The 20219-nt window shown below is 64.6% G+C and carries 22 protein-coding genes; 9 read left to right on the top strand and 13 right to left on the bottom strand.

Going from position 1 to position 20219, the window contains the following annotated elements:
• Window positions 1-242 precede the first annotated feature (242 nt).
• From E3U47_RS15815 to E3U47_RS15840, 5 genes are all read left to right on the top strand, one after another.
• The gene (locus tag E3U47_RS15815) at window positions 243-647 is read left to right on the top strand and encodes a TraR/DksA family transcriptional regulator (RefSeq protein WP_134692618.1); all 405 of its coding nucleotides are present in this window, start codon (window positions 243-245) and stop codon (window positions 645-647) included.
• Window positions 648-1291: 644 nt separating this feature from the next.
• Entirely contained in the window at window positions 1292-2407 is a 1116-nt protein-coding gene (locus E3U47_RS15820) for a methyl-accepting chemotaxis protein (protein WP_372239515.1), read from the top strand.
• Between the two features lie 116 nt (window positions 2408-2523).
• The gene (locus tag E3U47_RS15825; RefSeq protein ID WP_134692620.1) at window positions 2524-2718 is read left to right on the top strand and encodes a hypothetical protein; all 195 of its coding nucleotides are present in this window, start codon (window positions 2524-2526) and stop codon (window positions 2716-2718) included.
• 502 nt (window positions 2719-3220) lie between these two features.
• Complete coding sequence (locus E3U47_RS15835; protein WP_134692622.1) at window positions 3221-3691, top strand: hypothetical protein; 471 nt, start codon at window positions 3221-3223, stop codon at window positions 3689-3691.
• Window positions 3688-3891: a hypothetical protein gene (locus E3U47_RS15840; RefSeq protein ID WP_134692623.1), complete on the top strand. Its 204-nt coding sequence runs from the start codon at window positions 3688-3690 to the stop codon at window positions 3889-3891. Before E3U47_RS15835 ends, E3U47_RS15840 begins: the two co-directional genes overlap by 4 nt.
• A gap of 62 nt (window positions 3892-3953) precedes the next feature.
• On the opposite strand, the gene E3U47_RS15845 is transcribed toward E3U47_RS15840, so the two are convergent.
• The 7 genes from E3U47_RS15845 to E3U47_RS15875 form a co-directional block, all read right to left on the bottom strand.
• The gene (locus E3U47_RS15845) at window positions 3954-4319 is read right to left on the bottom strand and encodes a Na+/H+ antiporter subunit G (RefSeq protein ID WP_134692624.1); all 366 of its coding nucleotides are present in this window, start codon (window positions 4317-4319) and stop codon (window positions 3954-3956) included.
• Entirely contained in the window at window positions 4316-4594 is a 279-nt protein-coding gene (locus E3U47_RS15850) for a K+/H+ antiporter subunit F (RefSeq protein WP_134692625.1), read from the bottom strand. Before E3U47_RS15850 ends, E3U47_RS15845 begins: the two co-directional genes overlap by 4 nt.
• Window positions 4591-5079 carry a Na+/H+ antiporter subunit E gene (locus E3U47_RS15855; protein WP_134692626.1) on the bottom strand — a complete coding sequence of 163 codons (489 nt, stop codon included), beginning with the start codon at window positions 5077-5079 and terminating at the stop codon, window positions 4591-4593. The genes E3U47_RS15850 and E3U47_RS15855 overlap by 4 nt, the downstream gene beginning before the upstream one ends.
• Window positions 5076-6755, bottom strand: a complete 1680-nt coding sequence (locus E3U47_RS15860) for a monovalent cation/H+ antiporter subunit D (RefSeq protein ID WP_134692627.1) — start codon at window positions 6753-6755, stop codon at window positions 5076-5078. The genes E3U47_RS15855 and E3U47_RS15860 overlap by 4 nt, the downstream gene beginning before the upstream one ends.
• Entirely contained in the window at window positions 6752-7096 is a 345-nt protein-coding gene (locus tag E3U47_RS15865; protein WP_134692628.1) for a Na+/H+ antiporter subunit C, read from the bottom strand. The genes E3U47_RS15860 and E3U47_RS15865 overlap by 4 nt, the downstream gene beginning before the upstream one ends.
• Window positions 7096-10011: a monovalent cation/H+ antiporter subunit A gene (locus E3U47_RS15870; protein WP_134692629.1), complete on the bottom strand. Its 2916-nt coding sequence runs from the start codon at window positions 10009-10011 to the stop codon at window positions 7096-7098. The genes E3U47_RS15865 and E3U47_RS15870 overlap by 1 nt, the downstream gene beginning before the upstream one ends.
• A 238-nt stretch (window positions 10012-10249) precedes the next feature.
• Window positions 10250-11194, bottom strand: a complete 945-nt coding sequence (locus E3U47_RS15875; RefSeq protein ID WP_134692630.1) for a DMT family transporter — start codon at window positions 11192-11194, stop codon at window positions 10250-10252.
• A gap of 84 nt (window positions 11195-11278) precedes the next feature.
• Between E3U47_RS15875 and E3U47_RS15880 the strand changes: the two genes are divergently transcribed.
• A complete protein-coding gene (locus E3U47_RS15880; protein WP_134692631.1) occupies window positions 11279-11842 on the top strand; it encodes a helix-turn-helix domain-containing protein in 564 nt (187 codons plus the stop codon).
• A 60-nt stretch (window positions 11843-11902) separates the two neighbouring features.
• Here E3U47_RS15880 and E3U47_RS15885 read toward each other — a convergent pair whose 3' ends face one another.
• Entirely contained in the window at window positions 11903-12451 is a 549-nt protein-coding gene (locus E3U47_RS15885) for a cysteine hydrolase family protein (RefSeq protein WP_134692632.1), read from the bottom strand.
• Window positions 12452-12533: 82 nt separating this feature from the next.
• Between E3U47_RS15885 and E3U47_RS15890 the strand changes: the two genes are divergently transcribed.
• The gene (locus tag E3U47_RS15890; protein ID WP_134692633.1) at window positions 12534-13511 is read left to right on the top strand and encodes a GlxA family transcriptional regulator; all 978 of its coding nucleotides are present in this window, start codon (window positions 12534-12536) and stop codon (window positions 13509-13511) included.
• Window positions 13512-13514: 3 nt separating this feature from the next.
• Here the strand turns inward: E3U47_RS15890 and soxR are convergent, their stop codons facing one another.
• Window positions 13515-13970, bottom strand: coding sequence for a redox-sensitive transcriptional activator SoxR (gene soxR / locus E3U47_RS15895; RefSeq protein ID WP_302467656.1), 456 nt, complete (start codon window positions 13968-13970; stop codon window positions 13515-13517).
• An 88-nt stretch (window positions 13971-14058) separates the two neighbouring features.
• On the opposite strand from soxR, the gene E3U47_RS15900 reads away from it, so the two are divergent.
• Window positions 14059-14439, top strand: a complete 381-nt coding sequence (locus E3U47_RS15900; RefSeq protein WP_134692635.1) for an antibiotic biosynthesis monooxygenase — start codon at window positions 14059-14061, stop codon at window positions 14437-14439.
• Here the strand turns inward: E3U47_RS15900 and E3U47_RS15905 are convergent.
• Both E3U47_RS15905 and E3U47_RS15910 read right to left on the bottom strand, forming a co-directional pair.
• A complete protein-coding gene (locus E3U47_RS15905) occupies window positions 14418-15188 on the bottom strand; it encodes a S9 family peptidase (RefSeq protein WP_134692636.1) in 771 nt (256 codons plus the stop codon). The two genes, E3U47_RS15900 and E3U47_RS15905, sit on opposite strands and share 22 nt — an antisense overlap.
• Window positions 15172-16284 (bottom strand): DUF3182 family protein, encoded by a 1113-nt coding sequence (locus E3U47_RS15910; RefSeq protein ID WP_372239514.1) that lies wholly within the window; start codon window positions 16282-16284, stop codon window positions 15172-15174. The genes E3U47_RS15905 and E3U47_RS15910 overlap by 17 nt, the downstream gene beginning before the upstream one ends.
• Window positions 16285-16479: 195 nt before the next feature.
• Between E3U47_RS15910 and E3U47_RS15915 the strand changes: the two genes are divergently transcribed.
• Window positions 16480-18282: an aminopeptidase P family protein gene (locus tag E3U47_RS15915; RefSeq protein WP_134692637.1), complete on the top strand. Its 1803-nt coding sequence runs from the start codon at window positions 16480-16482 to the stop codon at window positions 18280-18282.
• 48 nt (window positions 18283-18330) lie between these two features.
• Here the strand turns inward: E3U47_RS15915 and E3U47_RS15920 are convergent, their stop codons facing one another.
• Both E3U47_RS15920 and rhtA read right to left on the bottom strand, forming a co-directional pair.
• Window positions 18331-18612 carry a hypothetical protein gene (locus tag E3U47_RS15920; RefSeq protein WP_134692638.1) on the bottom strand — a complete coding sequence of 94 codons (282 nt, stop codon included), beginning with the start codon at window positions 18610-18612 and terminating at the stop codon, window positions 18331-18333.
• A 186-nt stretch (window positions 18613-18798) separates the two neighbouring features.
• Complete coding sequence (gene rhtA, locus E3U47_RS15925; RefSeq protein WP_134692639.1) at window positions 18799-19686, bottom strand: threonine/homoserine exporter RhtA; 888 nt, start codon at window positions 19684-19686, stop codon at window positions 18799-18801.
• Window positions 19687-20219: the final 533 nt, after the last annotated feature.

The following is a 20219-nucleotide window of genomic DNA, read 5'->3' on the forward strand; positions in this document are numbered from 1 at the left end:
CGGCGTATTGCTGGTTGTGCTTTTCCAGTGCTTCGTCGCTGGAAAGTACGGCACCAGTGGGCGGATTCCTGGCGGTTTCGCTCAAATCGACAGTCATTTCTGTTGCCCACCGCCGCTTGGCACCTTAGACTTCCGCCCCCTGTAAAAGAGTGCCACTTGGCGCTTGAAGAATTCCGCCGCTGACGCAGCAGCGTCGGCGGCACCCGAATCGCCCATATGCACATTTTTTCATAGAGAAATCGATGACCAAGGAACAGTTGCTGGCCATGTCGGCCGATGACTACATGAACGCCGAACAGCTCGCGTTCTTCACCGCGCTGCTGCAGGCGATGAAAGTCGAAACCCACGAGCGCATCGAACTTAGCCGTACTTCCATCGAAAGCCTGGACAGCCCGTCGGACCCTGCCGACGTGGCGTCGGTGGAAGAGGAACGCACTTGGCTGGTAAACGCCATCGACCGCGACCAGCGCCTGCTGCCGCAGTTGGAGATGGCCCTGGACCGCATCAGCGACGAAAGCTTTGGCTGGTGTGACGACAGCGGCGAGCCGATTGGCTTGAAGCGCCTGCTGATCAGCCCGACCACCAAGTACTGCATCGAAGCCCAGGAGCGTCACGAACAGCTCGACCGCCACCAGCGGCAGATCTGATCCAGCGCCTTGCGCAAGGCCCCACGGAGCGATCCCTGGGGCCTTCGTGTTTTCTTGTCTTGCATCAAGCGTGGCTGTCTTGTGCCTGAGGGCGCTTGGATAATGGCGTTATAGTGGCGTTTAATGAGGTCACAAAAACGACATGCGGATGGACCACGAAGATGATGCGAGAAGGATCTCTGTCGACGGTAGAGCCCGTGCAGCCAGTGCCTGCGCGAACCCTTACCGGTATCGCCCTGATGCAGGGGGTGGCTGTGCGCGCGCTGCTGACAGCCATGGCCTACGCTGGGCTGGCCTTGTACCTGGCCATACCCCTGGGGCTGTTGGTGCTATGGCTTCCCCAGGGGTGGCGCCCGGCGCCGGTGCAGGCAACCCCTGCGGATGGCAAGAGCAGTGACTTGCTACAGGAACTGGCGCGCGGTACCAGCCACAACGCCCTGTCGGCGGCGGCGGTGGCCCACTCTGTGCAGCAATTGGCGGCTCGGGTGCAGTCGCAACTGGGCGCCGCCCAAGAGATCGTCGGCAGCGCCGAGATCATGATCAGCACCGAACAGGCCACCGCCCAGCTCAGCCAACAAGCCCTGGATGCCGCGCGTTCGGCCCATCGCAGCAGTGTGGCGGGCAGCCTGGTGCTCGCCGAGTCGATGCAGAGCATGCGAGACCTGAGCGCACGGGCCAGCGCCAGCCGTGAGCTGATAGAAGCATTGCACCAGCGCAGCGAGGACATCGCCCGGGTCACCTTGGTGATCCAGGCCATTGCCAGCCAGACCAACCTGCTGGCCCTTAACGCTGCCATCGAAGCGGCGCGTGCCGGCGAGCACGGGCGTGGCTTCGCGGTGGTCGCCGACGAAGTGCGTGGCCTGGCCGGACGCACTGCCAGTGCCACCGAGGAGGTCGGGCAGATGGTGGCGGACATCCAGGCGCGTACAGCCCAGGTGGTGGCGCAGATCCGTGGGCTGGCCGATGACCTTGGCCTTGGCGTCGAGCAAGTCGAGCACACCGGCGGGCAGTTGACGCAGATCGCCGAGTTGGCGGCCAGTGTCGAAGGGCAGGTGGGTGAGATCGCCGAAGGTACGCAGACCAACCAGGCCCAGCTCGATACCTTGTTCCAGGCCGTGGCCCAAGTGCGCAGCGACCTTGAAGTCAGCGACCAGCAGACTCGGCGCCTGGCCAAGGCCGCGGTGCAAATGGAGGGGCAGGTCGAAAACCTCAGCGAGCGCCTGGCCGAAGTCGGGCTGGACGCCTATCACCAGCGGGTTTTCGAGCTGGCCCAGGAGGGCGTGCGGCAAATCGGCGAGCGCTTCGAGGCCGATATCGAGCAGGGGCGGATCAGTCTCGACGATTTGTTCGATCGCCACTATCGGCCGATCCCCGGTATGCAGCCGCCGCGCTACACCACGCGTTTCGATCAGTACACCGACAAGGTGTTGCCGCAGATCCAGGAGCCGCTGTTGCAGCATGAGGGGGTGGTTTATGCCATCGCCTGTACCCAGCAGGGCTATGTCCCCACCCATAACAATGCGTTCAACCAGTCGTTGACCGGTGATACGCAGCACGACACCGCGCACAACCGCAGCAAACGCACCTTCGACGATCGCACTGGCATTCGCTGCGGTAGCCACCAACAGCGGCTGTTGTTGCAAACCTATACCCGCGATACGGGTGAGCTGATGCACGACCTGTCGGTACCGATCTTTGTCCTGGGGCGGCACTGGGGTGGGCTGCGCCTGGGTTATCGTCCGGAACCGGGGCTGGATTGACGTACCTTTGTTGCCTTGGCTGCAATACAGCTGTACTGGCAGGTGCTGTTCTTTGCTCCCGGCAGGCCGTATCATGTGCACATCGTTAGGTTGCTAATTAAATTCCGGAGGGGATGATGAATAGCCGAGTCGATGTGGCGGTGATGATCGGTAGTGGTGTACCGCGGTCGTTCCAGGCGCTGGGCTGGCGGCTGTGCTGGGTGGTGCTGGTCGATGGCGAACGCCGCGGCACGGCGTTCGCCAGCCGCGACGAGGCGCTGGAGTGCCAGGCGGCCTGGCAGGCGCAACTGGCCAGGTGTCAGGCGGCCTGAATTCGGCGTTCGAAGTGGCGAGCCAGCTCGCAGGCATCTTTGTGGCGCTGGCGAAACCCTCTCACTCGGCCTGTGTCGCGTTCGGCGATATGATAAAAGGCAATACCGGCGGGAATGACGATGTAACGAGGTATTCCCAGACACGAATTGTTGCGTGCCTCTCGACGGATTTCAGTGTTTTCGTGCATATTCGTTCCCCTGTAATGCGCGACTGAAGCTCAGCGGCCCTTTCTGGCGAAAGCGGTGACACTGTTTGTCGCATCCTTTCTGGCCTTTTTACTGTCAGACATTACGTTTCCTATTACGGAATCATGCCGAAGCTTACTTCGCGCCGCCTTGCAGTGGCTGGGTGAATCCTTTCCCGATTGCTCGCAAGGTTTGCCGGGTGGATGCTTCGCGGCCTGGTTTCACGGCCCTTCGGGCCTGACTTTTAAGTGGCAGCCACCTGACGCGACAGGCGTATGTGGCGTGGCCGATTGCAATCGATGTGAGGAGCCTTTCATTGGCAGTCAGTACTCTGGATACCCATGCCCTGTTCGCCTTGGGCGACTTGCGCGCCAAGTTGGTCAAGCTGTTCCATGGGCGTTTCATCTATGTCACCGAGCAGAACCCGGAAGGTCTGTACATGGCCGAGATCGACACCGATGACGCGATGGTGGTCGATGACAAGCAACGCCTGGAGCTGAAAGTGGGTGACCACTTTCGCGCCGCCGTGCTGCCCAGCCGCGAAGGCGGCAAGCTGGAGCTGCGTTTTCGCGAGATCAAGTTGAACGTCTACGGCCAGGGCGATTACGCCTTTGTCTCGGTGCCGGAGGGCGATGGGATCGTGTTTCGCGACGGTCACGGCGTGATGCTGGTATTTGCCGCGCAGCAACAGGTACAGGAAGGCCTGGGCAAGTTGCTCAAGGCGGTGACCGGCAAGGTCGCCAAGTGGCGCAAAGGCGAGCTGACCACCTTTAAGGCCAGCGAGTGAGCGAGTCCCGGGCGGACTTTCACCGACAGTATCAGGCCCAGGCGAACCAGGAGGCCGAGCGGCTGCTGGCGCGGCGTGATGCACTGCAGGGCGCCTGGCTCGACTGGGTGGCGGGTGAGTTGTATCGGCTCAAGCCTGCGCCCTATGCGGCGATGGTGCGGCGTGAGCTGCAGCGTTTGAGCCAGGCCCGCTCATCCTGAATGACGCGGGATATGCCTGTTCTCCAAGCCTCGGCGCTGCCACAAAGGCTGTGAGCACCTGGTCAATTACCCCGATCCCGGCCACTGCTGACTTCCTCGGGCACTGCTTCGCCCGAGGTGCGCTTGCGAAACAGTGCCGCTCGCGCCAGCAACAGTGTGGTGACCGGCACGGTGATCGACAGCAGGATCGGAATCAGCCAGGCGTGCAGCACCGGGCTTTGCTTGAGCAGCGAAAAGTACAGGATCGAGGCCAGCGCCACGCACCAGGCGCCGATGGTCGAGGCCAGCGCGGGCGGATGCATGCGTTGGAAGAAATCCTTCAGGCGCAGCATGCCGATGGCGCCGATCAGGGCGAACAGGCTGCCCAGCAATAGCAGGGCAGACACCAGCAACTCCAGCCAGAACGGCAGTTCGACGGTTTCACTCATTCGATCACCTCGCCACGCAGCAGGAACTTGGCCAGGGCGAACGAGCCGACAAAGCCGAACAGGGCGATCAGCAGCGCGCCCTCGAAGTAGGTATCACTGGCGTAGCGAATGCCCAGCACCAGCATCATCAACATGCCCAGGATGTACAGGTAGTCCAGCGCCAGCACCCGGTCCTGGGCGGAAGGCCCGCGGAACAGCCGGATTAGCGCCAGGCCCATGGCCAAGGCGAAGATGAACAGGCTGGCGAGGACGGCATTGGCAAGCAGGCCGTTCATTCGAAGATCTCCATCAACGGGCGTTCGTAGGTGTGCTTGAAGTGCGCGATGAAAGCCGCCTCGTCCTCCAGGTCGAACACATGCAGGAGTAGTACGCTGCGGTCCAGCGCCAGTTCCGACCAGACCGTGCCCGGTACCACTGTAGTGATCATCGACAAGGCTGCCAGCCCATGGGCATCGCGCAGCGTCAGCGGAATGTGCACGAACGCTGAGCGCGGCGGCGTACTACCGGCGCGCAGCACGCCACGGGCCACCTGCAGGTTGGAGAGGATCACATCGGTACCGACCCGGCAGATCAGCCGGGCGATCGTCAGTGGCCGGCGGACGTGGGCATGCTGCGGGCGCAGTGGCGCCATCAGGATGGGCGCCAGCACCCCCAGCGCGGCAGCCAACAGCAGGTTGCCCGGGCTCATCGACAGGTTCAGTAGCAGCCACAGGGCGAACAGCGCCAGCGACAGCAGCGGCGCGGGGAACAGGCGGTTCATGGCGTCACCTCGGCGCTGGCGGTGGTCGGGCCGGGCTGCGGCCGGGTCGCCATTACTGCTTCGATGTAGCGGTCAGGCGCCTGCAGGTTGGCGGCGGTGTCCTGGGTATAGCGCAGCAGCGGCTCGGCCTTGAGACTGAGGAAGATGCACAGGCCCAGGAGCATGACGATGGGCAGGCACTCGTAGCGGCGCAACACTGGCGAAGGACGCTCCTCGGGCTTCCAGAAGCGTTGGATGCCGACGCGGCCAAAGGCGATCAGCGAAGCCATGCCCGAGAGAATCAGCAGGCTGACCAAGGCCCAGCCCGCCGCGCCCAACGGTTGCTCGGGGGCGATACCCAGGCCGTTGGGATTGAACAGCGCGCTGATCAGGTTGAGCTTGCCGATGAAGCCCGACAGCGGCGGCATGCCGATGATCAACAGGGCGCAGGCAATGAAGCTCAGGCCGAGGAAGGCCATGGTCCAGGGAATGATCTGGCCGATCACCGCCTTCTGCTCGTCGTCGAGGTTGATGCCCTTGGGTGGGTGCAGTGACTCGAGCGGTGAGGGCATCACATCTTCTTCGTCATCCAGCGGCGCCTCGTTGGCCGAGCGCGAGCGCTCGACCAGCTCGGCCAGCAGGAACAGCGCGCACAGCGCCAGGGTGGAGCTGGCCAGGTAGAACAGCGCGGCGCCGGTCAGTACCGCTTGGCCGAAGCCGATGGCGGCCATCAGGGTGCCGGCCGAGACCAGGATGCTCAGGGCCGCCAGACGCTCCAGGCGCTGGGCGGCGAGGATCGACGCCGCGGCCACGGCCAGGGTCGCCAGGCCACCGTACACCAACCATTCGCCACCGAACTGCGCCGAGGCCCCGGCTTGGCTGGAGAACAGCAAGCTCCACAGGCGCAGCACGGCGTACAGGCCAACCTTGGTCATGATCGCGAACAGCGCGGCCACCGGTGCGCTGGCCGAGGAGTAGGCCGGCACCAACCAGAAGTTCAGCGGCCAGATCCCGGCCTTGGCCAGGAAGGCGATGGCCAGGATCGCCGCGCCGGCGTGCAGCAGGCCGCGGTCGGCCTCGGGGACCAGTGGCACCTTCAGTGCCAGGTCAGCCATGTTCAGGGTGCCGGTCACGCCATAGAGCATGGCTGCGCCCACCAGGAACAGCGATGAGGCGAACAGGTTGATGGCAATGTAGTGCAGGCCGGCCTTGACCCGTGCGCGCCCCGAGCCGTGCAACAGCAAGCCGTAGGAGGCTGCCAGCAGCACTTCGAAGAACACGAACAGGTTGAACAGGTCGGCGGTGAGGAACGCGCCGTACAGGCCCATGAGCTGGATCTGGAACAGCGCGTGGAAGCTGGCCCCGGCACCATCCCAGCGGGCGCGGGCGAACAGCAGCGCGCTGCTGCCGACGATGCCGGTCAGCACCAGCAGCAGCGCTGAAAGGTGGTCGACCACCAGCACGATGCCGAACGGCACCGGCCAGTTGCCCGGCAGGTAGACACCGATGGACTCGGCCTGGCCCTGGGTGCGCACCCAGGTCAGCAGGGTGATGGCGATGCCGAGCCCGGCGAAGGTGGACAGCAGGTTCAGCCGTGCCTTGAGCCAGCGGTGTTTTTCGCCGATCAGCAGCATTAGCGCCGCGGTGATCAGCGGCAGCAGGATCGGGGCAATGATCAGTTGGCTCGTCCCGCTCATTCTTCACGCTCCCGGCCGTCGACGTGGTCGGTGCCGGTCAGCCCGCGCGATGCCAGCAGCACCACCAGGAACAGCGCGGTCATGGCAAAGCTGATGACGATGGCGGTCAGCACCAACGCCTGGGGCAACGGGTCGGTGTAGTGCAGCAGATCTTGCGGCACGCCGTCCTTGATGATCGGCTCACGGCCGATGAACAGGCTGCCCATGCTGAAGATGAACAGGTTGACGCCGTAGGACAGCAGGCACAGGCCCATGATCACCTGGTAGGTACGTGGGCGCAGTACCAGCCATACCCCGGAGGCGGCCAGCACGCCGATGGCGACTGCAATGACTTCTTCCATCAGGCGGCTCCTGCTTGGCTGGATTTGCCGGGATTGCCCGGGCGGTAGGCGCGCACCGACTGGTGCGCCAGGGCGGTGAGGATTAGCAGGGTCGAACCGACCACCACGGTGTACACGCCGATGTCGAAGAACAGTGCGCTGGCCACGTGCACGTCACCCAGCAGCGGCAGGTGCAGGTGGGCGGTGTGGGTGGTCAGGAACGGGTAGCCGAGCAGCATCGCCCCGGCGCCAGTGAGGGTGGCGCAGAGCAGGCCAGTACCCATCCAGCGCAGAGGGCGCAGGCTCATCTGCGCCTCGACCCACTGGGTGCCGGCGACCATGTACTGGAGGATGAACGCCACCGACATCACCAAGCCGGCGACGAAGCCGCCGCCCGGTTGGTTGTGGCCGCGCATGAACAGGTACATCGAAACCAGCAGGGCGATCGGCAGCAGCAGCCGCACCAGCGCGGCCGGCACCATCATGAAGCCCAGCGCGGTATCGGTGGCATGGCGGGGGTTGACCAGGTCGGTGACCACGTCCGGTGCCAGCTGACGCTGCTGGGCTGGCAACTGCATACTCTCCTTGGGTGGGCGGAAGCGGCGCAGCAGGGCGAACACGGTCAGTGCCACCGCCACCAGCACGGTGATCTCGCCGAGGGTGTCGAAGCCGCGGAAGTCCACCAGCATCACGTTCACCACATTGGTGCCGCCACCTTGCGGCAGGGCGCGGCTGAGGTAGAACGAGGAGATGTCGTTTGGCGTTGGGCGGGTGAGCATGGCGTAGGACAACAGCGCCATGCCGCCTCCCACCAGCACCGCCAGCACCAGGTCGCGCAGGCGCCGCAGGCGCGCGCGCTCCTGGCTGCCGGGCAGTGGCGAGACGCCTTCGATACGCCGGGGCAGCCAGCGCAGGCCAAGCAGGATCAGCACGGTGGTCACCACCTCGACCGCCAACTGGGTCAGGGCCAGGTCGGGGGCGGAGAACCAGACGAAGGTGATGCAGGTCATCAGGCCGCAGACGCCGACCATGATCAGCGCCGCCAGGCGGTGGTACTTGGCCTGGTAGGCGGCGCCAATGGCGCAGGCAATGGCGATCAACCACAGCGCGACGAACACGCCGGAACCGGGGATCTTCGGCCGGTCGCCCCAGCTCAGGCCACTGTATAGCAGCGGCACCAGGCCGGCGATGAAGGCCGCCAGCACCAGCATGAACAGCTGGGTCTGCAGGCGGCGGGTGGTCAGCAGCCGTTCGAGGTGGCGGGCCAGCAGCATCAGGCGGACCAGGCCGTGTTCGAACAGGCGCTTGCCGTTGAACCGCTCGATCAGCGGCGGGTAGGGGAAGCGGCCGCGTTGCAACTGCTTGCGCAGCAGCAGGTAGAGGACGATGCCGCCGCACATGGCGATCAGGCTCATGATCAGCGGGGCGTTCCAGCCGTGCCAGATGGCCAGGCTGTACTCGGGCAGGGTACCGCCGACCACCGGCAGCGCGGCGGCGGCCAGCAGCGGGCCGACCGATTGTGCCGGGAAGATGCCGACCACCAGGCAGGTGAGCACCAGCAGCTCGACCGGCGCGCGCATCCAGCGCGGCGGTTCGTGGGGGGTGTGCGGCAAGTCCTGGGCCGGCGGGCCGAAGAACACATCGACCGTGAAACGCAGCGCGTAGGCCACGCTGAAGGTCCCGGCCAGGGTGGCGATCACCGGCAGCGCGGCCTCGACCCAGGCGGTGGAGCTGATGAACACGGTCTCGGCGAAGAACATCTCCTTGGACAGGAAGCCGTTCATCAATGGCACGCCGGCCATCGAGGCACTGGCGACCATGGCCAGGGTGGCGGTGAACGGCACCAGCCGGAACAGGCCGCTGAGGCGGCGGATGTCGCGGGTGCCGCTCTCGTGGTCGATGATCCCCGCGGCCATGAACAGCGAGGCCTTGAAGGTGGCGTGGTTGAGGATGTGGAACACCGCGGCCACGGCGGCCAGCGGGCTGTTCAGGCCCAGCAGCAGGGTGATCAGGCCCAGGTGGCTGATGGTCGAGTAGGCCAGAAGACCCTTGAGGTCGTTCTGGAACATCGCGGCGAAGGCACCGAGCAGCAAGGTGGCGGCGCCGGCGCCGCCGACGATCCAGAACCATTCCTCGCTGCCCGAGAGCACCGGCCACAGGCGCGCGAGCAGGAACACCCCGGCCTTGACCATGGTCGCCGAGTGCAGGTAAGCCGAGACGGGGGTGGGCGCCGCCATGGCATGGGGCAGCCAGAACTGGAAGGGGAATTGCGCGCTTTTACTCAACGCACCGAGCAGGATCAGGGGCAGCAGCACCGGGTACAGCGCATGCTGGCGGATGGTGTCGCCGGCAGCCAGGACCTTGTCCAGGTCATAGCTGCCGACCACATGGCCGAGCAGCAGGGCTCCGACCAGCAGGCACAAGCCGCCGGCCCCGGTGACCATCAGGGCCATGTAGGCACCGCGGCGGGCGTCGGCGCGATGGTGCCAGTAGCCGATCAGCAGGAACGAGAACAGGCTGGTCAACTCCCAGAAGAACACCAGCTGGATCAGGTTGCCGGAGATCACCAGGCCGAGCATGGCGCCCATGAACGCCAGGAAGAACGCGAAGAACCGCGGCACCGGGTCTTGTGGCGACATGTAGTAGCGGGCGTACAGCGACACCAGGGTGCCAATGCCCAGCACCAGCAGGCTGAACAGCCAGGCGAAGCCATCCATGCGCAGGACCAGGTTCATACCCAGGCTGGGCAGCCACAGCAGCTCCTCGCGAATGACCCCGCCGTGGGCGACTTGCGGGTACAGCAACGCTACCTGGACGGTGCCGACCAGGGCCACGAGCCCAGCGAGGATGGACTCGGCGTTACGTGCGTTGTGCGGCAGTACAGCCGCCAGGCAACTGCCCACGAAGGGCAGAAGCAATAGCACAATCAATGACATAGCGTTTTATTCTGGAGAAGTTTGCCAAGGATCATACGTGCCGGTCGGTTGATCACCAACACGCAAGCGGTTGCAGGATCCTACAAATGTGCTGTGACACGCTGTTTTTTTATAACAGTTTTTTACAGAGCATAGCGGCTGAGCGCGCGCCCGTGGGGCTGCTTTGCAGCCCATCGCCAGCAAGCCGGCTGCCACAGGTCTGGTTCAAGGCATGAGGCTGCTGGGGTCGTCGTGTGGGCTACAGTCCCGCCTCGCGCTGACGCGGCTCATCGTCCTGCAAGGCGTCGGCTTGATCCTGACGGCGAATCTTCAACTCGCTCACCACCACCGCCAGCACGATCAGCAGGCCGCCGATCAGGGCCACGCCAGGCAGGCGTTCGCCGGCAATACGCCCGACAATCCCGGCCCATACCGGTTCGCCGGCATAGATCAGCGTGGCGCGGGTCGGCGAAACCGACTTCTGCGCCCAATTCATCGCCACCTGGATCACCGCGCTCATCGCCCCCAGGCCCACGGCGCTGGCCACCAGCAACCAGGAAAAATCGGCAATGCGCTCCTGGGTCGGCACGATCATCAGGAATGCCAGCGCCGAGGCGGTGGCCAGTTGCACCACGGTGACCCGACGCACGTCCACCTTGCCGGCGTAGCGGCTGATCAGGATGATCTCGCCGGCGATCGCCACGGCGCTGACCAGGGTCACCAGTTCACCCTCGCTGAAATGCAGCGAGCCGCCCTCGGGGCCGGCCAGCAGCATCAGGCCGACGAACGCCAGGCAGATGCCGATGCTCGGCATCAATCCCGGGCGACGCCCCAGCACCAGCCATTGCAGCAGCGGCACGAACGGCACGTACAGCGCGGTAATAAAGGCCGACTGGCTGCTGCTGATGGTTTGCAGGCCCATGGTCTGCAGGCCGTAGCCGAGCATGATCGACACGCCGATGAGCAATCCGGCCTTGAGCTCGGTGAAGGTCAGCCCCGGCAACGAGCGCGCCGAAACCAGCCCGACGAACAGGGCGGCGGCGGCGAAGCGCAGGCCGACGAAGAACATCGGCCCGCTGACGGTCATGACGTTGTGCACGATGAGGAAGGTGCCGCCCCAGAGCATGGTGATGAACACCAGCACCAGTTCGGCCTTGCTCAGGCGGAAGGTGATGGCGGCTGTGCTGGGGGCGGTCTGGCTCATGGTCTTGCGTGCTCGGAAGGGGCGGCGCACAATTCGCCGCAAAGTGGGCAGTATACTGCGCAGCCCCTACCAGTGAGCAATATAGTGCACAAAAATTCCGAGCACCGTGCTTCGGTGCTGCAGCATGTCAGCCAGAACGTTCGCCGCCTGCGTAGCGATGCTGGTCTGAGCCAGAGCGTCCTGGCCGAGCGTTCCGGGGTCAGCCGGCGAATGCTGGTGGCCATCGAGGCGGGCGAGAAGAATGTCAGCCTGACCACCCTTGACCTGATCGCCGAAGCGCTGGGGGTGGCATTCAGTACGTTGATCCAGGCGCCAGAGCACCGAGATCCCAGCCGTATCGACGAGCTGGCCTGGGCTGGCGAGCACCCCGCCAGCCGAGCCGTATTGCTGGGCAGCAGCCCGGCACGGCGCGAGGTGGAGCTGTGGGAGTGGACCCTGGCGCCTGGCGAATGCTACGCCAGCGAAGCCGACGCGGCCGGCTGGAGCGAGCAGATCTATGTGGCCGAAGGCTGCCTGACCCTGATCATTGAGGGCGGCGAGCGGCAGTTGGCCCGGGGCGAGTTCTTTGTCTTCCCCAGCGATTGCCGCTACGCCTACCGCAATGACGGCGAGGTGAGCGTGCGCTTTGTCCGCAACGTGGTGATCTGAACGCTTGGCCAACGGCCAACTGTGGGCACCGGCCGTGCCGGTATTGCGCTGGCGAGGCTCTCAGGCGCGCAGCAGCTCGTCGGTGCTCACCACCTCGGCATAGGCAAACGCCAGCGCCGCCATCGACGCGGCCTGTACATCCGCTGCGGCTACCTGCTTGCCAGCGAAGTCCAAGGCCAGGGTAGCGCAGGCGTCGTGGGCCACCTTGACGGCGTAACCGAAGTCCGCCGCGGCGCGTACGGCTGCATCGATACACATATGGCTCATGCTGCCAACGATGCTCAGGGCGGTAACGCCGTGCTGATCAAGTACCGCCTTCAGCTCGGTGTCGCGAAAGGCGTTCACCTGCTGCTTGAGTACCACCGGCTCACCCGACGCCGGCGCCACCTTGGGGTGGATCCGCGCCCCCGCCGAACCCGGGGCGAAGAATGGCGCATCGCTGTTGGTGAACTCATGGCGCACATGCACCACCAGATCGCCCCGTTCACGCGCTGTGGCCAGCAGGCGCGCTGCGTTGTCGGCGGCGGCGTCGGCACCGTCCAGGGTCCATTTGCCGCCGGGGAAGTAGTCGTTCTGGATATCGATGATGATCAGGGCCTGCTTGCTCATGGTGCCTCCTGCGGCAGTAGTGATGAACTGCCGATAGTTATAGGCTTGACCGATCTGTTTGAGGATTGGCGCGAGCGACACAATGACGGCAAAAACTGACAGCCTGGAAATCGGCGTGCTGTGCTACCTCGGCGCGCAAAGTGCGGCCGTGCACGGCATGACCGACCTGTTCGCGGTGGCCAATCGGGTGGCCGGGCAGTTGGGTGATCACGACCTGCCGGCGCTTCGGGTCAGCCATTGGCAGCTCGATGCCAGTGGGCAGTTGCAAGTGATCGAGGATACTCACCCTGGCCCTGGGCATGCCCTGCGCGCGCTGATGATCCCGCCGAGCCTGGCGGCCACGCCATCGGCCGAGTTACTGCAGGCCCATCGCGCGGCGCTGTGTGCGTTGCATGCCCAGGGCGCGGTGTTGGCCTCGGTGTGCATCGGCGTATTCCTCATCGCCGGCAGCGGCCTGCTCGACGGGCGCCCGGCATGCACTCACTGGAACTACGCGCAGGCCTTGAGCGAGCGCTTCCCCCGGGTGCGGGTGCAGGGGAGTCAGCCGCTGCTCGATGATGGCGATATCATCACCTCAGCCGGGCTGATGGCCTGGACTGATCTGGGCTTGCACCTTATCGAACGTTTCGTCGGCCATGGCCTGGCCCGCGAAACCGCGCGCTACCTGTCGGTCGAGCCCGCGCCCGCGCCGTTGCCCGGGGCGCTGTTCCAGCCCCGGCTGGAGCATGGCGATGAGGCGGTGCTGAAGGTTCAGCACTGGCTGCAAGGCGATGAAGCCCGAACTGCCAGCCTGGCGGACATGGCGCATTGCGCGGGCCTGGAGCCTCGCACCTTCCTGCGCCGTTTTCGCGCCGCCACCGGCCTGCGCCCCACCGAGTATGCCCAGCAAGTCCGGGTGGGGCGCGCTTGCCGCTTGCTGGAGTTCACCCGACGCAGCGTCGAACAGATCGCCTGGGGCGTCGGCTACCAGGACCCCGGCGCCTTTCGCAAGGTGTTCCAGCGCCTGACCGGGATGACCCCCAGCGACTACCGGCGACGGTTCGCGGTGATCTGCGGCTGAGCCTCAGGCCTGGCTGGGCGGATGCGGCCCTGGGCCTTCGTCGGCCAGGCGGTCATGGTGATTGCGCAGCGGGCACTCTTTCAGCGACATGCAGCCACAGCCAATACAGCCATCGAGCTGGTCACGCAGCATGAGCATTTCGTCGATGCGCCGGGTCAGGTCCTCGCGCCATTGCGCCGACAGGCGCTGCCAGTCACCGGCGGTGGGGGTGTGGTCGCAGGGCAGGGTATCCAGGGCCCTGGCGATGTCGCCCAGGGGAATACCCAGGCGCTGGGCCATCTTGATCACCGCCACCCGGCGTAGCACCGCCCGCGGGTAACGGCGCTGGTTGCCGGCATTGCGGGTACTGTGGATCAGCCCCTTGGTTTCATAGAAGTGCAGGGCGGTCACAGCCACGCCGCTGCGTGCCGCTAGTTGACCGACGCTGAGCAGGCGGTCCTGGGAGGAAGGCGATTTCATCGGCAAGAAAATCCTTGACCTTGAGTTAACTGGAGGTTTTACCCTCCTCGACCATCTGCTGCAAGTGTCCGAAACGAGGAGATCCGCGATGGCGGCCAACACCCATTCCCTGTGGTTCACCCAGATGATCGAGTACAACGTGCCCGCGCTGCGCCAGGAGGCGCTGGCCGAGGCCCTGGTCACCCGTAGCGAGCAGTTGGCGCAACGCTGCGCCGGGTTGCTTAACGTCAGTATCCAGGTCAGTGACGACGGCCAGCGGGTGCTGCAGCACCTGCAGTGGCAGTCACGCCAGGCCTGGGCGGCGGCAGCGGGCTATTTTGTCGAGGAGCCGTTCCTCGACCTGTTGTGCCAGTACCAGGCCCGCGGGGTGAACTTCGCCGCCTACCAGACATTGCGCAGCCTGGTGCGCGGCGCGGATGGCGGCTTGCATTGCCAAGTTGGCGTGGCTCAGGCGTACCAAGGCGCGTAGTGCGGGTAGCGGTCGAGGCGCGCGCCGATGACCATCTCGCCGATCCAGGCGGTGAGGATCGCGCTGTAGGCCTTCTGGCTCTGCTCGCTCGACAGTGCATGGTCGGCGCCATCGACCAGGCGATGAGTCATCGAATGGGCGCTGACGAAGGCCGCGCGGTAGCTCATTAGTGTGCTGTGTGGCACGTAGTCGTCTTGCTCCGACTCCACCAGCAGCACGTCGCCGCCGAATTCGGCGCATGCCGCCAGGGCGCGGTTGTCGGCCGGGCCCAGGCTGCGCAGGCGATAAGCGCTCAGGCGTTGGCGGTCGAGGCCCTGCTTGGGCGTGTTCCATTCATCGTCCCAATACAGCGCCGGCACCCGCAGGGCCAGCCACTTCACGGCCCTGCGGGTGCTCAGCAGTGTCGCCAGGTAACCGCCGTAGCTGCTGCCGATCACGGCGACGGCGCTGGGGTCTACCGCGGGGTGGCCGACCAGGCGGTCGTAGGCGGCCAGCAAGTCGTCGAGGTTCTGTTCGCGGGTGACGGTCAGACGCTGGCTTTCGGTTTTTTCGTGACCGCGCAGGTCGAAGGTCATGCACACACAACCCAGCCCGGTGATCTGCCGGGCGCGGGCAAGGTCGCGTTGCTGGCTGCCACCCCAGCCATGGACGAAAAGGATGCCCGGCATGCGGCTGCCGGGGCTGACCAGGGTGCCGGCGATGGTTTCCCCTTCGACGTGCAGTTCCACTGTTTCACTCTCGATGGTCATGGTCGCGTATCCGTGCATATTTGCTGAGTTGTCCGAGTTCACTGTCGTGCCCCTGATAGAACAGTGTGGCGTCGGCGGGCAGTCGCGCCCGGCCGAACACCTCGTGGGTCGATGCGCATAGCCGCTGCAGCGCCGGATCCTCGGCGAAGGCCGTCAATGCCAGGACCTCGGCCGGGCTGGCGCCACCCAGGCGCCAGGATTGTTCGAGCACGCCACTGCGCAGATGGCCGTGGCTGTCACGGCCGCGGGCGATGTCATAGTTACGGCGTGAAGCGATAAATCCGGGGAAGTAACGTTCGGCGGCTTGTTCGTAGGCCATGGCCTGGGTGATGGCCAGGCGTAGGTGATCCGCGAGCGGTAATTGCAGCAATTTCTGGTAGTCGCCACGCACGAACACCAGATCGGAGCCACCGTACACCTCGCTGCCAGCGTGATCGCGGGTCAGGTGCTGGATGCCGTGGTAGCTGAGGGTCAGCCCTGCCACGCGGACCTGGCCGACGCTGAAGGTCTCGACGTCGTCGAGGTCTTCTTCCAGGACCAGGCCCCACAGTGCCAACGTCTGTTCGTCCATGCCCTCCAGCAACGGTTCCAGGGCCTGGGCGTCAGCGATGACCTGCTGGCCCCGACCGGCGCAGGCCAGCACCGGTTTGATGCGTACCGGCCCCTCGCGCAACAGCAACTCGGCCGCCCGGCGGGCGTCGCCCTTGGAAAACACCGTATAGCCACGGAGCAGGGCATCGCAGGCTTGCTGTGCAAACGCATCGGTCCAGCCGGGCGGAAAGCTGGCGTCGGCAGGCACTGGGTGGGAGATGGCCTTGGTAGCGAGGTGCGGATGACTGACGGCTCCGCCAAAAAGGTCGTTCTCGTCCTGGATGCCGAGCACCGCCTGACGCGCCGGATCGACCAAGGTTTCGCTCGGCACGTAGTAACAGCATGCTTCGGCGTCGGGCATAGGCGCTGGCTCGACGCGCTCGATGCCCAACAGGCGTGCCAGGTACTCGGCGATCCTCAGTTGGGTCGCCCGCTCGTGTCCGGGTATGTGCTCGCGGGTATCGAGCAGTACGACAGCGCTTTTCGGTTCGCGGGAGTGGGGCATGGCCAGCCTCGCGTTCACAGGGGGTGTAAGGGGTGTGAAGGCGCGCAGGCTGTTTAGTTCAGGAGGAAGGATCGACGGTCGGCAGGGCACTTGGGGCAATGCATGCCTTGTTACGGTCGTGGTGATTGCGGGCGCCCGCCAGCTGTTTCATTATCGACGGCCTGGACCCGTCGACACCTATCCGCAGGAGTGCGCATGAACAGTCAGTCCCCGCTTCACGAATCCGTACCAGCGCGCCTGGCCCGCGTGCGCGAGGCCATGGCCCGGGAGGGCGTTGCTGCCCTGCTGGTGCCCTCGGCCGACCCGCATCTGTCCGAGTACCTGCCTGGCTATTGGCAGGGGCGGCAATGGTTGTCCGGTTTCGAGGGGTCGGTGGGCACGCTGGTGGTCACGGCTGATTTCGCTGGGCTCTGGGCTGACAGTCGCTATTGGGAGCAGGCGAACAAGGAGCTGGCCGGCAGTGGCATCGAGCTGATGAAGCTGCGGCCCGGGCAGCCAGGCGCGTTGGAGTGGTTGGGTGCGCAGGTCGACGGTACCGTGGTGGTGGATGGTGCGGTCATGGCAGTGGCCGCTGCCCGCCAGTTGAGCGAGCGTCTGCAGGCGCGGGGCGCAAAGCTGCGTACGGATATCGATCTGCTGGCCGAGGTCTGGAGCGACCGCCCATCGTTGCCGGGCAATCCGGTCTACCAGCACCTGCCACCCCATGCCACGGTCAATCGTGCGCAAAAGCTCGCCGAGTTGCGGGGCACCCTGCAGGAAAAAGGCGCCGACTGGCATTTCATTGCCACGCTGGACGATATCGCCTGGCTGTTCAACCTGCGTGGCAGCGATGTTTCCTACAACCCCGTGTTCGTCTCTTTCGCGTTGCTCAGCCAGGACAAGGCGTACCTGTTCGTCGGGCGCGACAAGGTCGATGGGCACCTGCGCCAGGTATTGGCGGCCGATGGTATCGAGGTTCGTGACTACGTAGCGGTCGGCGAGGCGCTGGCGGCAATCCCGGCCACGGCCAGCCTGCTAGTGGATCCGGCACGGGTCACCCGTGGGCTGCTGGACCATCTGCACGAGCAGGTGCGGCTGGTCGAGGGCATCAATCCGACGACCTTGAGCAAGTCGCGCAAGGGGGAAGGGGATCTCGCCCATATCCGTCAGGCCATGGAGCAGGACGGCGCGGCGCTGTGCGAGTTCTTCGCCTGGTTCGAAGCGCATCAAGGGCAGGGGCGGATCACCGAGCTGACCATCGACGAGCAACTGAGCGCGGCGCGAGCGCGTCGCCCTGGCTATGTGTCGCTGAGCTTCTCCACGATTGCCGCCTACAACGCCAATGGCGCGATGCCGCATTACCGCGCCACGGAAGAATCCCACGCCGTGATCGAGGGCAATGGCCTGTTGCTGATCGATTCAGGTGGCCAATATCTCGGTGGTACCACCGACATTACCCGCATGGTGCCGGTCGGCGAGCCGAGCCAGGCGCAAAAGGCTGACTGCTCAAGAGTACTCAAGGGCATGATCGCCTTGTCGCGGGCGCGTTTCCCCCGGGGCATCCTTTCGCCGCTGCTCGATGCCATTGCTCGAGCGCCGATCTGGGCGGACCGGGTCGACTATGGACACGGCACCGGCCATGGTGTCGGCTACTTCATGAATGTGCATGAGGGGCCGCAGGTGATTGCCTACCAGGCCGCTCCAGCGCCGCAGACGGCGATGCAACCGGGGATGATCAGCTCGATCGAGCCGGGCACCTACCGGCCGGGGGAGTGGGGCGTGCGCATCGAGAACCTGGTGGTCAATCGCGAGGTGGGTAGCAGCGAGTTTGGTGACTTCCTCGAGTTCGAAACGCTGACCCTGTGCCCGATCGACACGCGCTGCCTGCTGCTCGAGGCGCTCGGTGGCGAGGACATCGCCTGGTTGAATCGCTATCACCAGAGGGTGCGCGAACGACTGGCCCCGTTGTTGACCGGGGACGCGTTGGCATGGTTGGAGCGGCGTACTGCGCCGATCTGAAAGAGACCAACCTGAAACTGAAAGGGCAGCCCTTGGCTGCCCTTTTCGTTATTTGCAGATCACGATCATGCTGCGGCTGGTGTAGCCAGCGGGGTTGATGCCAAAAACATAGTCCCCAGGCTCTTCGTCCGTGTCGCCTGAGCGGGCGATAACCTTGTAGCCTTTGCTGCTGCAGGAGCTGGCCGCCTTGTTGTAGCACTTCTCCCACGACGAGGAGAGCCCCGAGCAGTTGATATGCAGGCCTTTTTTCCCCCGCTTCACCTCGGTGTTGGCGGTTGCGGCGCATCCGGCCATGGCCAGAATGGCCAGGATGAGCAAAATACGTTTCATTCCTGTCCTTATGCGGCCCGACTACTTTACGGGCCAGTCGTCAGCGCTTCGTGTCTTCCTTGATGTTCCCTGGCTTCCCTTTGCCGCCCAGTAGATAGCGTCATGATTATGATTTTATGACAGCTTAATCAGCGAAGCTGAGCGGTACAAGGATGAATAACCATTCAAATGAAAATATTTCTCAATTCAGTCGGCGGCCACCGGTGGGTTGCTCTCGCGCTTCATTGACAGGGTCGCCCCTACTGACGCGGTGATAATCGCAAGAATGGCCAGCCACTGCCAGAGCGTGAGCTGCTCACCGAGGAACAGCAGCCCGGACAGCGCGCCGAAGGCCGGCTCGATGCTCATAAGGGTGCCGAAGGTGCGGGCAGGCATGCGGGTCAGGGCGACCATTTCCAGGCTGTAGGGCAGGGCTGTGGAGAGTACCGCCACGGCCAGGGCCACCGGGAGCAGGGCGGGTGTCAGCAGGGCGCTGCCGGCATGGACAATACCGATGGGGGCGACGAACAGCGCGGCGATCACCACCCCCAGAGCCGCGGTCTGGATACCGTTTTCGGCTCCGGCGCGTTGCCCATATAGAATGTACAGCGCCCAGCACACGCCGGCCCCCAGCGCGTAGCCGGCACCAAGCGGGTCGATGCCGCCGCCGGTCTGGCCGACGGGTATCAGCAGCAACAGGCCGATGACGGCCAGGGCGATCCAGACGAAGTCCAATGCTCGTCGCGAGGCCAGCAACGCCACGGTGAGCGGGCCGGTGAATTCCAGGGCGACGGCGATGCCGAGTGGGACGCTGCGCAAGGACATATAGAAAAGGAAGTTCATCCCACCCAGGGCCATGCCGTAGATGATCACGCTGCGCAGGGTGCTGGCATCCAGCCGTGCGCGCCAGGGGCGCAGCAACAGCACCATGATGATGCTGGCGAAGATCAGGCGCAGGGTGGTGGTGCCTTGTGCGCCGACGATGGGGAACATGCTTTTGGCCAGCGATGCGCCGGACTGGATGGAGGCCATGGCGATCAGTAGCAGGCCGATGGGGAACAGCGTGGCGACCAGGCTGCGTTGGGGGGTGTTCATGCTTGGGAGGAGTCCGTGGTTGGGCGGGCGAGGTGCGCAATATAGTGCGCAATTGGGGGTGGGGATGCAATTGCTATGGCTATATAGATAGTGGTGAGGGGATGTTGGTGTTTGGAGGTGTCTGGCTGGAGGTTGTGTTTACGGTGAGAGGTGTCCGCCGTTAGGCATTCAGCGCCTGGTAGATCGAGCGCCTCGCGGGCGGCGCTCGATCTCATTGGCGCTGCAAGGCTTGTGGCGGGCCCCTGGCGGCCCTGACGCGGTCTTTTCGCTAAATATTTCATTTTCTTGAAATTAAAGGTTGACGCATTTCCAGATCCCCTTATAATGCGCCCCACTTCCAGCGACAACGGAACGCGAAACTCCTTGAGATTCAACGAGTTAAGCGAGTTCGAAGTAGCTGCAAGGGCTTCGGTTTCAAATCGAAAGCGGTGAAAAAGGTGGTTGACAGCAGGTTGTAACGCTGTATGATTCGCCTCCCGCTACGAGAGATCGCAGCGAGTCAAGTGTTTGAAGTGAAACGAAAAACTTCAAAA

Origin of the sequence: Pseudomonas sp. RIT623 (assembly GCF_004519305.1) — a bacterium.
GTDB lineage: Bacteria > Pseudomonadota > Gammaproteobacteria > Pseudomonadales > Pseudomonadaceae > Aquipseudomonas.

Coding starts and splice junctions, on each gene's coding strand:
- E3U47_RS15815 (WP_134692618.1), top strand. CDS start 243: ATGACCAAGGAACAGTTGCTGGCCATGTCGGCCGATGACTACATGAAC.
- E3U47_RS15820 (WP_372239515.1), top strand. CDS start 1,292: ATGCAGAGCATGCGAGACCTGAGCGCACGGGCCAGCGCCAGCCGTGAG.
- E3U47_RS15825 (WP_134692620.1), top strand. CDS start 2,524: ATGAATAGCCGAGTCGATGTGGCGGTGATGATCGGTAGTGGTGTACCG.
- E3U47_RS15845 (WP_134692624.1), bottom strand. CDS start 4,319: ATGAGTGAAACCGTCGAACTGCCGTTCTGGCTGGAGTTGCTGGTGTCT.
- E3U47_RS15850 (WP_134692625.1), bottom strand. CDS start 4,594: ATGAACGGCCTGCTTGCCAATGCCGTCCTCGCCAGCCTGTTCATCTTC.
- E3U47_RS15855 (WP_134692626.1), bottom strand. CDS start 5,079: ATGAACCGCCTGTTCCCCGCGCCGCTGCTGTCGCTGGCGCTGTTCGCC.
- E3U47_RS15860 (WP_134692627.1), bottom strand. CDS start 6,755: ATGAGCGGGACGAGCCAACTGATCATTGCCCCGATCCTGCTGCCGCTG.
- E3U47_RS15865 (WP_134692628.1), bottom strand. CDS start 7,096: ATGGAAGAAGTCATTGCAGTCGCCATCGGCGTGCTGGCCGCCTCCGGG.
- E3U47_RS15870 (WP_134692629.1), bottom strand. CDS start 10,011: ATGTCATTGATTGTGCTATTGCTTCTGCCCTTCGTGGGCAGTTGCCTG.
- E3U47_RS15875 (WP_134692630.1), bottom strand. CDS start 11,194: ATGAGCCAGACCGCCCCCAGCACAGCCGCCATCACCTTCCGCCTGAGC.
- E3U47_RS15885 (WP_134692632.1), bottom strand. CDS start 12,451: ATGAGCAAGCAGGCCCTGATCATCATCGATATCCAGAACGACTACTTC.
- E3U47_RS15890 (WP_134692633.1), top strand. CDS start 12,534: ATGACGGCAAAAACTGACAGCCTGGAAATCGGCGTGCTGTGCTACCTC.
- soxR (WP_302467656.1), bottom strand. CDS start 13,970: ATGAAATCGCCTTCCTCCCAGGACCGCCTGCTCAGCGTCGGTCAACTA.
- E3U47_RS15900 (WP_134692635.1), top strand. CDS start 14,059: ATGGCGGCCAACACCCATTCCCTGTGGTTCACCCAGATGATCGAGTAC.
- E3U47_RS15905 (WP_134692636.1), bottom strand. CDS start 15,188: ATGACCATCGAGAGTGAAACAGTGGAACTGCACGTCGAAGGGGAAACC.
- E3U47_RS15910 (WP_372239514.1), bottom strand. CDS start 16,284: ATGCCCCACTCCCGCGAACCGAAAAGCGCTGTCGTACTGCTCGATACC.
- E3U47_RS15915 (WP_134692637.1), top strand. CDS start 16,480: ATGAACAGTCAGTCCCCGCTTCACGAATCCGTACCAGCGCGCCTGGCC.
- E3U47_RS15920 (WP_134692638.1), bottom strand. CDS start 18,612: ATGAAACGTATTTTGCTCATCCTGGCCATTCTGGCCATGGCCGGATGC.
- rhtA (WP_134692639.1), bottom strand. CDS start 19,686: ATGAACACCCCCCAACGCAGCCTGGTCGCCACGCTGTTCCCCATCGGC.